This is a genomic window from Haematospirillum sp. 15-248, from assembly GCF_012102665.1.
Taxonomy (GTDB): Bacteria; Pseudomonadota; Alphaproteobacteria; order Rhodospirillales; family Rhodospirillaceae; genus Haematospirillum.
In genome coordinates this window covers 62541-75507 of sequence record NZ_JAAVTF010000010.1, presented here as the reverse complement: position 1 = coordinate 75507, position 12967 = coordinate 62541, and the positions used below count along the sequence as shown (strand labels likewise).

The following is a 12967-nucleotide window of genomic DNA, read 5'->3' as shown; positions in this document are numbered from 1 at the left end:
AGCCTCTGCCCGGAAGCAACGGACGCCACATTGGTGCACATACGTAATGCAATCAAGACTGTTTTTGTACTCTTTCATAACAAAGCCCGGCGGGCGCCGAGTGTCACGGATTCACACAGCCAATTCAAGCGCCAAGGCCGTTGCCTCTCCACCACCGATACAAAGGCTTGCAACACCACGCTTCAAGCCGTTCCGACGCAAGGCCTGCAGCAAGGTCACTACAATGCGCGCCCCGGATGCCCCGATCGGGTGCCCCAGGGCACAGGCTCCCCCATGAATGTTCACAGCATCATGTGGCAGCCCAAGGTCGTGGATTGCTACCATGGTTACCACGGCAAATGCCTCATTGATTTCCCACAGATCAACGTCCCGCTTCGACCATCCCGCTTTGCCAAGAACTCTCTGGATAGCGCCAACCGGAGCCGTGGTAAACTGTGGCGGCTCCCGCGCTTCTGTGGCCTGCGCTACCAGCGTGGCCACAGGAGAAAGCCCACGCCGTTCCGCTTCTGACAAGCGCATCATCACCAAAGCAGCAGCGCCATCGGAAATGGAAGATGCATTGGCTGCCGTTATCGTACCATCAGGGCGAAATGCCGGCTTCAGAGTGGGTATTTTCTCCGGCCGCGCCAAGGTAGGCGGCTCATCAACAGTAACCTGGGCCTCACCATTCCCGGCAGGCACGGCTACAGGAGCAATTTCGGCAGCGGTTGCGCCACTGCGGGCTGCGGCAAGGGCACGCTCCAGACTGCCCAAGGCAAAAGCATCCTGCTGTTGGCGGGAGAAACCATAGGCGGCTACTGTATCTTCAGCAAAAGCACCCATCAGTCGCCCACGATCGTAGGCATCCTCCAGCCCATCCAGGAACATGTGGTCCAGCACCCTCCCATGCCCCATTCTCAGTCCTGATCGGGCATTCTCAAGCAAATAGGGGGCATTGCTCATGCTTTCCATGCCACCGGCCACAACGACCGAAGCCGAACCAGCCACCAGCATGTCATGGGCCATCATCGCGGCACGCATTCCGGAACCGCACATTTTGTTAACAGTCGTCGCCGCGACGCGATCCGGAAAACCGGCCCCCCGTAAAGCCTGACGAGCCGGAGCCTGCCCAAGCCCGGCAGACAGGACACACCCCATCACCACTTCATCGACGTCAGCGACATCAACCCCCGAACGTTCGACAGCCGCACGGACAGCAACACTGCCCAGCGCCGGACAGGACAGGGAAGACAAACATCCCCGAAACCCCCCTGTCGGGGTACGCGCAGCCCCCACGATGACAACCGGGTCATCCCCCCTTCTGATCATATATCCCCCGTTACACCATGGTCGCAACACCCGACTCGCCCGGACCAGAATCGCTATTTACAAACATAACGCCCCTTGTATGAACACCCCGGGTCAAAACGCCCGATACGCTAAGTTTCCATACGGCCAACGTCAACTAAAGAATGTAAAACTTGGAATAAATCAATCTCTGCAATAATGAAATAGTTAAGAAATTGCTGGCGTTTTTCGTCTTTCAGACACACACATACCACCATAACACACCATCTATTGACCGTGGTTCCCCTTCGGAGCCAGCATGATGGTCAACAACGGGCGGCGCAGGATCTGGAATGTCGGATGTCAGAGCTCAACTGGAAACCCCCCTTCTGATCATCGGCGACGGCGAAGGTGATGGCCCTGTCCTGTCCTTGGTCCCTCCCCCGTTCAAAGGAATCCTTCGCAATACGTTCAATAAAATGGAGGGACAGCGTCAGGACCGCCTGATGCGGGTTGTCGGCGAGATCTACCCCATCCTGCAACGTATAGAGGCCAAGGCATTACCAGAGGGTGAGCGACGCTTGGCCGGGGTATCGCTCACTGCGGCCATGCGCAAGGACGAATGCATTGAAAGAGCACTGCGTATCTTTGTTTCGGCTTGGAATTCCAATGTGTTCCGGCTGATTGACACAACAGGAAAGCAGGTAACTCCGGACAAGGGACGCTCGTTCATGGGTGCCTGTGGGCTGACCATTGAACAAGCCCAGATGTATTTCATCGACCGGGCTGTAAAATCGATCTTCCGCAAAAACCCCAAGGCATTGAAACGACTGGTTGGTGTCATTCGCTCACCGGAAGCCCTGCCCCGTCTGCGTGTTCTGTCCCAATTCCAGCAACTGGCCATGACCGAGCTTATCCAAGGATTCGGAACATCAATTGGGCAAGCCCTGGTCGAAATAGACCCTGATGTGCTCTATGCCATGGCAACCCTGAAGGCTTATCACCTGCGGGCCTTGCGACAGGTCCTGCGCTCGGGCTTCAAAAACATCGCAGCTTGGCAGCCCGACACAATCCGCGCCATCGGCGTACACTTCACATGCGTTGAGCAGATCCGCGATATTGGTGAGGCTTTTGGATCCATCACAGACCCCGAGGCAATTACCGTCTTGGGAAAGTGGGAAATACGGGACATCACCGACAAGGTTAACGAAGAGCGCGCCAGCCGCGGAGAACCCAAGGTATCCGGGCACAAGTTCGAGACAGACTTGGGCCTTGCAGATAAAATCTTCGGATCATGGTTTACGGCCATGCTGGGCATGCCGCCAGATATCCTGGAAGGGCTTGGAAACGTGGTCAAGGACATCCGGACCACGGACAAGGTAGACCGCAAGGATAAAATCGACCGCATTCAGCTGTTCTGTGACCGCTACTTGGAAATGCTGCCTCTGGATGTCTTGCGGGCACTGGGGATTGTGGGCAAGACACCATCCACCTTCGGGGAAGCCCTGTATATTTGTGAGGGCCTGTTTACCAAGCCCGGCTTGGGCCGTAAGTTCTTTGAAGGCCCCCTGCAAACGCCGGAAGGCATCAAGGCCCTGACAGCCCTCAAGGAACAGGTGGGCGATATGCGCAAAAACGGCTCGATCAAGAGTGAGGCCGAGATCCAGCAGCTGATCCAGAATTCAGACATGTTGGACGGCCCCGTCGCCCAGTACATCACATTCCGCTAAGTTGATGCGCCAGAAGAAGGCGCAATAACACCAAGCAACGCACCAGCCGCATCCTTCAGGATGGCCAGACACCCGACACCCGGCATATCGAACGGACCAACCGCTATGGAACCGCCGGACTGACGCGCCATCGCCATACAAAGATCCACATCAGGAACAGCAATATAGCTAAGCCAGAGATCACCAGCGCCAGCCGGGCGCCCTGCGGTACCGGCCTGACAGAACCCGCAAACCGGTGTGTCATCCGCATCAAAGGCCAACCAGTAATGCCCGTCCGGTGTTGGTATTTCCGAGAAGGACCAATTAAAAACAGACCCATAGAAATCACGCGCAGCTTCCACATCTGCAGTAATCAGTTCGGTCCAGTACACATGTCCATGCATGATCAATCTCCGGCCTCCCTGGACCTGGGCCCCAGGCTCACAGGGACAATACCAAAATAAAAACCCGTCACCACAGGCGACGGGTTTCTCATTTTTACAATGGTGCGGTCGAGAAGACTCGAACTTCCACGACCTTTCGGCCACAGCGACCTCAACGCTGCGCGTCTACCAATTCCGCCACGACCGCACTGTTGTAAAAACGATCTTCACAAAACTGTCCAACCCTTTGCGGCACAGCACTGTTTCTACACAGCCCCTTGCCATCAGGGAGCCAGTGGAATAGCACTTCACCTTCCTGCAATCAAGCACGATTTTACGAGGATCCCTATGTTTTCACCCGCCCCTGAATGGTGGCTGTCCGACACCCCCGTTCCCTACCCCGATGCTGTTGCCACCATGGAAAAGCGGGGCAACGCCATATCAACCGGCCATGCCGAAGAGTTGGTATGGCTCTTGGAACACCCCCCGCTCTATACAGCAGGTACCAGCGCGCGGGCGGAGGAGCTTCTACGTCCCGACGCATTCCCTGTTTATGAGACCGGGCGCGGCGGGCACTATACCTATCACGGGCCTGGACAGCGGGTTGGATACGTCATGCTGGATCTGAAGCAACGCACACAGGACATCCGCTGCTACGTACATGCCTTGGAGGAATGGCTGATCCAGGCCTTGCGCACCCTGGACATCAACGGGGAGCGGCGGACGGACCGGGTTGGAATATGGATTAACCGGGGGAATGGCCGCGAAGACAAGATCGCGGCCATTGGTGTACGGGTCAAACGCTGGGTCACCCTACACGGCTTTGCCCTGAACATTGCCCCTGATCTTACGCACTTCCAGGGCATTATTCCCTGCGGCATCAGCAGCCATGGCGTTACAAGCCTACAGGATCTGGGCGTGTCCATCTCGATCAAAGACATGGATACGCTGTTACAAAAAACCTTTGAGACGGTTTTCGGCGCACAGGCCACTGGCCCGATGCAAAAACGTCCGTCTGTATCCCCGAAAACACAGGCATGATCATACAAAAACCGGGGCCTGCAACAGCAGAACCCCGGCTTGCACTCTGTTCAAGACTGAATATTCACTCGTACTCTATGATGGCAATCTCGCCAGACAGGGCCGCATCATAAGGCGCACGCAGGTCATTGTCGGGAGCTTCATCAATTTCCCCGACCTGCTCGATCTCCACATCTTCGAAACCATCTTCTTCCAGAGCATCAACGGCATGCTCAACAGCTTGGTCCGGATCGTCAGCCGTCAACATTACGCTGATGGCAACAGGATCACTGCCTTCATCTGCTGTATCAGGACGGGCTTGCCCGACAACAACATAAACCACATTCTGAGCCATGCTCTCGTTCTCCAGTTCTTTTCAAGGCCAGTTCTCGCGGGGAATGCCAGACAGATCCCGGATATCCGCGGGGCAATGGCCAGCCCGTCGTTACCCGACACCGATACCGCCTTTTTCCGAAAGACACCAGCCCAAACCGCCTTCAGGCTGCTCCTGCTTTCATGCCCAAGCCTTTGGCTGCAAGGCATCGCCGCGCTGACGAACCAGCTCTTCTGCAATTTGCACGGCGTTCAGGGCGGCTCCCTTCAGCAGCTGATCCCCGCACAAAAAGAACTCCAGCCCATGAGAACCAAAAGCCAGGCTCTGCCGGATACGCCCAACCTCCACATCATAACGGCCCGATGCAGTCAGGGGCATGGGATACCGGCGTTCCCGGGGATCATCAACCACAACAACACCGGGAGCTGCCGCCATGACATCGCGGGCAACAACCGGATCAACGGGCTTCTCGGTCTCAACGACAACAGTCTCGGCATGGGCACGCATGGTTGGAATACGCACGGACGTACAGGAAACCGGCAAATCAGCCAGCCCGAGAATCTTGCGGGTTTCCCAAGTGACCTTCATCTCTTCACGGGTATAACCGTTATCCTGGAAGGCATCGATATGCGGGATAAGGTTAAAAGGCAGGGGGTGAGCAAAAACAGAATGCCCGGCCTTGCCCGTATCCAGCCACGCGCGGGCCTGCTCTTCCAGCTCCGCCATACCTTCAGCGCCGGCACCAGATGCCGCCTGATACGTGGACACCATAACCCTTTTCAGGCCAAACACCTGATGCAAAGGCCACAGGGCAACCGACAGGATCGCCGTCGTACAGTTGGGATTGGCAATAATCTGCGAATCTATAACAGCCGATGGATTGATCTCCGGCACAACAAGCGGGGTCCCCTCGTCATACCGGAAGGCAGAGGAGTTATCGATCACCACAACCCCGCGAGCAGCCAGCCGTGGAGCATGTTGCTGCGCAAAATCGCCTGATACAGCCAGCAGGGCTATATCACACTCTGCAGCGGCATCGACTGAAAATGCCTCCACCGTCTTGGTGCCATAGGCCGTCTGGCACGTCTTGCCAGCAGAGCGGGCAGAGGCGAAAAGGCGCAGATCAGAGAGGGGAAAAGCACGGTCGGCCAGAACGCGCACCATCTCCTTCCCGACAGCCCCGGTTACACCGACAACAGCAACACGGGGACCAGCGGCAACATGGTGAGACATGAAAAAGAAGTCCTGTATATGAACCTTGGAACACGGTGGGATTTATATCAGGCGATACAGAAAAGGAGAACAGGAAACCCCTCACACAGGGAGTATTTGCCCAAAATGCCGCAATCTGGCATGGTACCGCCCTTAACCGGAAAACAGATACTGTACGGATACCATAGATGTCATGAATAAATGGCTTAAATTTACCCTGGAGATGGGCCCTTTACTGATCTTCTTTTTTGCCAACAGTCGGTTTGGACTGGTAACCGCCACAGCGGCCTTCATGGTGGCACTGATCGTGTCACTGGGAATCTTCTACCTCCATAGCAAGACCATCCCCCCCATGCTGCTGATCGGCGGAGGTTTTGTTGGTGTGCTGGGCGGGCTGACAATTGCCCTCGACAACGACATGTTTATCAAGTTGAAGCCAACCTTGTTCAGCCTTGGCATGGCAGCCGTTCTGGGCGGCGGGCTTCTTGGCGGGAAAATCTTCCTGCGCACCCTGCTCGACGGCAGCATCAAACTGACGGAACAGGGATGGAAACTGCTGAGCCTGCTGTGGATCAGCTACTTCGTCATGCTGGCAGGTCTGAATGAAGTTGTATGGCGGACCATGGATACCGATACTTGGGTCAGCTTCAAGGTCTTCGGGATCCTGCCCCTGACCCTTCTATTTGCCATTGCCCAAACGCCGGTACTCCTGCGCCATCAATGCACTGACCAGGAAGAGGCCGAGACATCATGAACTATTGCGTACCCAGCAAAGAAGCATAGACCTCCATCTGCACCAGATCCTGGCGCAAGGCCGCCCGGCGTTGTACAGCCTCGTCATCCTCCCCCCACAGGGATGACTGGTACAGCTCGTCAAGAAGGGAGGCATCAAACGCTGTCGCCGCATCAATGTGCCTACGCACAAGAGCCAAGGCAAGAATCAACGAGTTGCAACCCGATGCAACTCCATGGAAAACGGTCAGCATCTCGTTGGTCAGGCCCGTTATGGCCTGCCTCACCGCCGCGATATAGGCACTGTCCTGCTGCACCGGCATAAGCCCACGGGTCGTCAGGGGCTTTACCCCCAAGACATCCCCAGCCCAAGCCAGCAGCGGACCCCACGTCACGGCCTGTAGCTCAACCAAGTCAGCCGGATCTGCGGCATGATAAAAAAGGACATCACCGTGTACATGGTCCATCAGCCCTTCAATCAGGGCTGAACGTTGATCTTCCGTACGATCCACAGCCGCGCTGGCCAACCGGGTTATTGGCATGGCAGCAAAAGACAGACTGTCCCCCTGATCGTTCCATTCACGGGCAATGGCTTCGGCCAAGGCACGCGCCTGCACCTGCAACGGCCTGCCGGAGGCGACGTTGATAGACTTGCCGTCCAGCTCAACGCCGTATCCCGCATCACCATCACAACAAACGGTAACATGCTTCCAGAAGCGCCGGGGCCGCTGCATCTGTTCCAAAATCAATGACCTACTTTCCACAATGTACGCACCACTTCTAGCGCAGAAGCCCTTTCAGCCCCTTCTTGATCGAGTCAACCGGGTTATCGGGTGCTGCCGGGGCCTGTTTGGACGGTTGTGCCCCATCAGAGGAAGAGGATTTACCTCCCTGCCCCAGGGCCGTCGCACACGGCGATGAATCAGCAGACGACGAACCCGCAGCATTCCCTCCCTGCAGAGCCCCCAACAGGCTCTTGCCTCCGCCACCGCCAGCCAGCACACCGGCTATGGACAGGGCTGTCTTGGCCACACCAGCAGCATCAATACCAATGGATGGACTGGCCAATGTACCCTGCAAGCGCAGGAAATCTGCCAACGCCCCGGCGCCAACCCCGACACCTCCCTTGGCAGACGGACGAACCCCGACATCCAGAGCTTCCCGACCAAGGTCCACCTTGCCTGATGACACCACATTCATCTTGGCTGTTTCAAAGGCAATCTGCTTGTCCCAACCCAGTACACCATGGTTGGCCTGCACATTAATCACGCCGCACATCAGGTGAGTATTTGGCTCACCCTTGCCGACAGGATTCAGCTGCTCGGCCAACTGGTTGATGATGTCGGCACCAGCCCAGTCAATCAGGGCATTATTGATGCGCCCCTCCCCCATGCGGACCAGGATACGACCGTCCAGGGAAGCCATGAGGGCAGCAACCGAAGACCCATTGGCTTTTAGTGAAACCGTGGCATCGGAAGGCACGCCCGACAACAGGTCGGTTTTGCCGATCTGGCTGAATACACGCCCCAGAACCACCTTGTCTGCCTTGGCATCAAGCTTGAAATCTGCAGGCCCGGACGGAGCGGCAAGATGGATGTTGGCGGTAATAGCTCCATCACCCAAGCGCATGCTGGCCGGCGTCATGCCAAGTCGACCGTTGACCAACTCCCCCTTTGCCGCCACGGCTTCAAGCTCAACCGCATCAGGCATCACCAGGCGGGATACCTGAACATCAAAACGGGCATCAACAGCCTTCAGGCCGGAAAGATCAAGACGCTCTGCTGAAAAGACCTTGCCAGAATGTGAACCCGCCGTCCCCCCGGCGGAAACAGACCCCGTACCTGAGGTTGGCGCAGCCTTGCCTGTTGACTGTGATGAAGGCAGCAATGCCTTCAGGTCAAGAAGAGGGGACTGCAGGGCAACATCCACGCGAGGGCGAGCTCCTCCGGTCTCTATCCCCACGGTCCCCGTCACTTTTGATGAACCGGATGAGAGGACAAGGTCCGATACCTTCCAGGCTGTTCCACCACCGGAAACAGACGCGGCAAGATCCACAGCCGGAATTTTTGGAACATCCCCGACCAAAGGCTTCAGCTTTTCCAAGGATGATGCGCGGATATGCAGCTTCAACGCCAACCCGGCCCCGGACAACGGATCCTTGATGGCCCCATCGGCTGTAAAATCAATGCCCCCCAAATCACCTTTTACAGACAAGGGCCAAGGCTTCCCGTCACTATCCTTGCTCAACAAGGCTGCAACGGGACCAAGCCCACCAGCTACATCAAATCCAACAGCATTAAACGAACCACGAATATCAAGCGAAACCGGATCATGAGGGGACGAAGCCCCCAGACTGACACCTGCAAGCTCAAGAACCTTGGTCGCACCGGTCTTGCCATCCCGCCAAGTCAGGCGGCCATCCTTGATCAGAACCGACGCCAGGAAGGGTATGGGAGCCCCTGCCGAAGGGGCTGCATCAGGTGCGGGGGATCCAGACGGTGCCGATGCGGCGGGCTTCTTCTGCCCCTCGGGCTTGCCAACCGGGAATTCCCAGTTTCCAACCCCCTTGGCATTGGTTTCCAGAAGGATATCCGGCCGGATCAGCACCAGGCGCCCAACGCGGATATCACCGAACAGGGCCGGAATCAGTGCCAGTTCAGACTCAACCCGTTCAACAGACACCATGTGAGGGCGCGATCCCCAAGACGCATTCGCAAAGCTGGCCTGGTTGACAACAATCGCCGGACTGAACCCCAAGGCAAGGTCAAGATTTCCGTCAAGAGTCAGACGACGGCCTGTCATGGCCTCAACCTGGGCGGCAACCACATCCTTGTACTTGTTAACGTCCAGCGTTGATAACACAACGGCCACACTAATAACCGCCACCACAACAAGAGCCACAAGGCTCTTCAACACCGTTGAAATACGCATTATTCTTGTCCCCTGCCCAACACACGCCCGATCAATGCCGGCAAGACAGCCGGCTCTTCTGCCACGGCCTCAGCACCAGCCTGCCACAACCCGGATATATCATGATTGCCCCATGCCACGCCAATGGCTGATACCCCGGCAGCGCGGGCCATCATCATATCAAAAGATGTATCACCAATCACAACCGTATTTTTCCGCTCTGCACCCGTCTGGCAAACAGCCCGTTCAACAAGAAAGGGACTGGGCTTTCCAGGCCCGTCATCCGCAGTACCAACCATCACAAAATAATCCGCCAGACCGTAACGCTCCACAAACGCAAGAACACTGCGGCGTCCCATGCCCGTCACAAGCCCCATCAGGATCTCTTGCTTCCGCAAATCATCCAGCACGGACCGGATATGCGGGAACAGACGGTCATGGCCATCACCTTTCTCCCGCAACGCAGGAAAGATCCGACGGTACGCCACAGCCACACGCTGATGAACAGCAGCATCATAATCTGGCAAAACAAAGGCCACCATGTCCGCAAGAGGCAACCCCGTTCCACGGGCAACAAGGCTTGCAGACGGGCAGGCAATCCTCTCTTGCCGGCATGCCTCATGCATGGTTTCCAGAATCAGGAAACGGGAGTTCAGAAGTGTCCCGTCCACATCCCACAACACAAGACGTAGAGGCGTGGTCATTTTTTCTTGCGTGTCGTTTCCGGAAGCACCGCAAAAGGATCGGCAACGTCCTTCTCATCAAACCCGAAGGCCTCAAAGCTACTGGCCATATGCCTGGGCAGTGGGGCTTGTATCGTCAACTCCCCCCGTCCGGACGGATGCGGGATACGTAGTGCCCGCGCGTGCAGATGCAGCTTCCGCGATATACCTTCGCCCTGGATATGGGCCTCGGCCCCACCGTATTTCCCATCCCCCAGAATGGGTGTTCCCAGATAGGCACAGTGAACACGCAGCTGATGGGTCCGGCCGGTCAATGGCTCCAGATGCAGCCAGGTTACACAGCGCCCGGCCTTGTCCAGAACCGCAAACTCGGTACGAGCGGCCTGCCCCTCTTCCACATTGACTTCCATCTTCTCGACGCCGGCGACCGGAACCTTGGCAACCGGTGCCCGGATACTCCCCCGGGACGGATTGGGATACCCGACAACCAGCGCCCAGTAGATCTTGCGGGCAGCGCGGGAACGGAACGACGACGCCAAGGCAGACGCAGAGCGAGCGGAGCGGGCCAGCACCAGAATGCCAGAGGTATCCTTGTCCAGACGATGCACCAGACGAGGACGTTCCCGACTGTCAAAGCGCAGAACATCCAGCAGGGCATCAACATGCACCTTGGTATTGGTCCCTCCCTGCACAGCCAACCCGGGTGGCTTGTTCAGCACAATGACATCATCATCACGGTACAGGATGGATTCCAGGATCATCGCCTCATCATCAGGACGAATAGCAGGTGCGGCACTGCGAGCCGGCATTGCATCGGCGTGGTCTTCTGGATCTGCCGGCAGAGGGGGAATTCTGACCACCTGCCCTGCTTCAAGCCGTTGCCCTGCCTTGGCACGGCGCCCGTCAACACGCACCTGCCCCGTGCGCAACAACTTTTCCAGACGTCCCTGGGATACAGCCGGCCAACGGCGGCGGAACCAGCGATCCAGACGCACATCAGCTTCGTCTGCCGCAACAGGGATCAATTGAACACTCATGACATACTCCAGCGTACCAAGGCCATCCCCACAAACAGGGCTGCCGTTCCCACCACAACGGATCCAACCGCATAAACAGCAGCCAGACCGGCATGACGATCCATCAGCATCGCCAGATCCAGGGAAAACGTAGAGAAGGTTGTAAACCCGCCAAGAACGCCGACAAACAAAAAAACCTGCCAGAAAGCCGGTAATGACCATTTTCTGGCAATAATCTCGACCAGAACCCCCATAATCAGGGACCCGGCGACATTGACCACCAGAGTACCCCACGGAAAGCCCGATCCAGCCCAACGCCCAACACTCGCCATCACCGCATACCGCAGCACAGACCCCAAAGCCCCGCCAACCGCCACTGCAACAACAGCCCACACGCTCATGGCTTGCCTTTCATCGCGACACGACGGGCCCGCAATCGGCCCCAGTAATCCAGACGGCGGCGTATTTCCCTCTCGAATCCACGCTCGGGAGGGTTATAGAACGGCACCCGCTCCATCCCCTCGGGGAAATAGTCCTGCCCGGAGAATCCATCCGGTTGATCATGATCATAGGCATACCCCGCCCCATACCCCAAAGTCTTCATCAAGGCAGTCGGGGCATTGAGAATATGGGGCGGAGGCGTCAGCGACCCAGTTTGCCGGGCCGCCTTGCGGGCCGCCTTCCAGGCCACATAAGCCGCATTGGATTTCGGGGCTGTCCCCAGATACAGGACAAGCTGCGCCAAGGCCAGCTCTCCTTCCGGAGACCCCAGCCGGTCAAAGGCATCCCATGCCGCAATCGCCTGATCCAGGGCCGCAGGGTCGGCCAGACCGATATCCTCCACAGCAAACCGGACAAGCCGGCGCAGAATATAGGCAGGATCCTCACCACCCTCGATCATACGAGCGCACCAGTACAGAGCCGCATCCGGGTCCGATCCCCGAAGAGACTTATGCAAGGCGGAAATCAGGTTATAGTGCCCCTCTCGATCCTTGTCATAAACGGGGGCACGCTTCTGAAGCAGGCGAACCAGATCCTCTGTCCCCAGAAATACACCGGTTGCGCTTCCAAAAACCTCTTCGGCCATCGCAAGCATATAGCGCCCGTCACCATCGGCCATCGCCCGCATTTGCTCACGCGCATCAGGTTCCAAGGGCAAAGGCCGAGCCATGATCTCTTCTGCGCGGGCCAGAAGCTGCTCCAGCGCATCATCGTCCAGACGCCTGAGAACAAGGACCCGCGCCCGCGACAGCAAAGCAGCATTCAACTCGAAACTGGGGTTCTCGGTAGTTGCCCCGACCAAGGTAATGGTTCCGTCCTCCACGTAGGGCAAAAAAGCATCCTGCTGTGCACGGTTGAAACGATGGATCTCGTCCACGAACAACAAGGTGCCCCGGCCGACAGAACGCCGCTGCTTGGCAGCATCAAAAACCTTGCGCAAGTCAGCCACACCGGAAAAAACAGCTGACAGGGGTTCAAAATGAAGCTCCGTCTGTTCGGCCAGCAGCCGGGCAATTGTGGTCTTTCCACACCCCGGAGGCCCCCAGAGGATAACCGAGGACAGGCGCTGTGTCCGCAGCATGCGCCCCAAGGGCCCATCCTCTGCCAGAAGATGAGCCTGCCCTACCACATCCGAAAGCTGCTGGGGCCTGAGACGATCTGCGAGCGGACGTGGCGCAGCCTGTTCAAACAAACCGGCCAT

General features: G+C 57.3%; 13 protein-coding genes and 1 tRNA gene. 3 read left to right on the top strand and 11 right to left on the bottom strand.

Features of this window, described 5'->3' with window-relative positions; all coding sequences use genetic code 11:
• Window positions 1–111 precede the first annotated feature (111 nt).
• Window positions 112–1308, bottom strand: a complete 1197-nt coding sequence (locus HEQ72_RS09260) for an acetyl-CoA C-acyltransferase (protein WP_168023180.1) — start codon at window positions 1306–1308, stop codon at window positions 112–114.
• A gap of 311 nt (window positions 1309–1619) precedes the next feature.
• On the opposite strand from HEQ72_RS09260, the gene HEQ72_RS09255 reads away from it, so the two are divergent.
• A complete protein-coding gene (locus HEQ72_RS09255) occupies window positions 1620–2996 on the top strand; it encodes a hypothetical protein (protein ID WP_168023179.1) in 1377 nt (458 codons plus the stop codon).
• On the opposite strand, the gene HEQ72_RS09250 is transcribed toward HEQ72_RS09255, so the two are convergent.
• Together HEQ72_RS09250 and HEQ72_RS09245 are read right to left on the bottom strand one after the other, a co-directional pair.
• The gene (locus HEQ72_RS09250) at window positions 2993–3379 is read right to left on the bottom strand and encodes a VOC family protein (RefSeq protein WP_168019936.1); all 387 of its coding nucleotides are present in this window, start codon (window positions 3377–3379) and stop codon (window positions 2993–2995) included. The genes HEQ72_RS09255 and HEQ72_RS09250 overlap by 4 nt on opposite strands.
• Before the next feature lie 100 nt (window positions 3380–3479).
• A tRNA-Leu gene (locus HEQ72_RS09245) sits at window positions 3480–3566 on the bottom strand.
• 140 nt (window positions 3567–3706) lie between these two features.
• On the opposite strand from HEQ72_RS09245, the gene lipB reads away from it, so the two are divergent.
• Window positions 3707–4399, top strand: a complete 693-nt coding sequence (lipB, locus tag HEQ72_RS09240) for a lipoyl(octanoyl) transferase LipB (RefSeq protein WP_168019937.1) — start codon at window positions 3707–3709, stop codon at window positions 4397–4399.
• 64 nt (window positions 4400–4463) lie between these two features.
• Here the strand turns inward: lipB and HEQ72_RS09235 are convergent, their stop codons facing one another.
• On the bottom strand, window positions 4464–4733 hold the full coding sequence (locus HEQ72_RS09235) for a hypothetical protein (RefSeq protein WP_066132140.1): 270 nt from the start codon (window positions 4731–4733) through the stop codon (window positions 4464–4466).
• A 159-nt stretch (window positions 4734–4892) separates the two neighbouring features.
• Window positions 4893–5945, bottom strand: coding sequence for an aspartate-semialdehyde dehydrogenase (locus HEQ72_RS09230; protein WP_168019938.1), 1053 nt, complete (start codon window positions 5943–5945; stop codon window positions 4893–4895).
• A 172-nt stretch (window positions 5946–6117) separates the two neighbouring features.
• On the opposite strand from HEQ72_RS09230, the gene HEQ72_RS09225 reads away from it, so the two are divergent.
• On the top strand, window positions 6118–6678 hold the full coding sequence (locus tag HEQ72_RS09225; RefSeq protein WP_168019939.1) for a septation protein A: 561 nt from the start codon (window positions 6118–6120) through the stop codon (window positions 6676–6678).
• A gap of 1 nt (window position 6679) precedes the next feature.
• On the opposite strand, the gene HEQ72_RS09220 is transcribed toward HEQ72_RS09225, so the two are convergent.
• The 6 genes from HEQ72_RS09220 to HEQ72_RS09195 are packed head-to-tail and all read right to left on the bottom strand — an operon-like array spanning window position 6680 to window position 12967.
• Window positions 6680–7390, bottom strand: a complete 711-nt coding sequence (locus HEQ72_RS09220) for an ATP12 family chaperone protein (protein WP_168023178.1) — start codon at window positions 7388–7390, stop codon at window positions 6680–6682.
• A 46-nt stretch (window positions 7391–7436) separates the two neighbouring features.
• Window positions 7437–9587, bottom strand: coding sequence for an AsmA family protein (locus HEQ72_RS09215; protein WP_168023177.1), 2151 nt, complete (start codon window positions 9585–9587; stop codon window positions 7437–7439).
• Window positions 9587–10270 carry an HAD family hydrolase gene (locus HEQ72_RS09210; protein ID WP_168023176.1) on the bottom strand — a complete coding sequence of 228 codons (684 nt, stop codon included), beginning with the start codon at window positions 10268–10270 and terminating at the stop codon, window positions 9587–9589. Before HEQ72_RS09210 ends, HEQ72_RS09215 begins: the two co-directional genes overlap by 1 nt.
• Complete coding sequence (locus HEQ72_RS09205; RefSeq protein WP_168023175.1) at window positions 10267–11286, bottom strand: RluA family pseudouridine synthase; 1020 nt, start codon at window positions 11284–11286, stop codon at window positions 10267–10269. Before HEQ72_RS09205 ends, HEQ72_RS09210 begins: the two co-directional genes overlap by 4 nt.
• A complete protein-coding gene (gene crcB, locus HEQ72_RS09200) occupies window positions 11283–11666 on the bottom strand; it encodes a fluoride efflux transporter CrcB (protein WP_168023174.1) in 384 nt (127 codons plus the stop codon). Before crcB ends, HEQ72_RS09205 begins: the two co-directional genes overlap by 4 nt.
• Entirely contained in the window at window positions 11663–12967 is a 1305-nt protein-coding gene (locus HEQ72_RS09195) for a replication-associated recombination protein A (RefSeq protein ID WP_168023173.1), read from the bottom strand. Before HEQ72_RS09195 ends, crcB begins: the two co-directional genes overlap by 4 nt.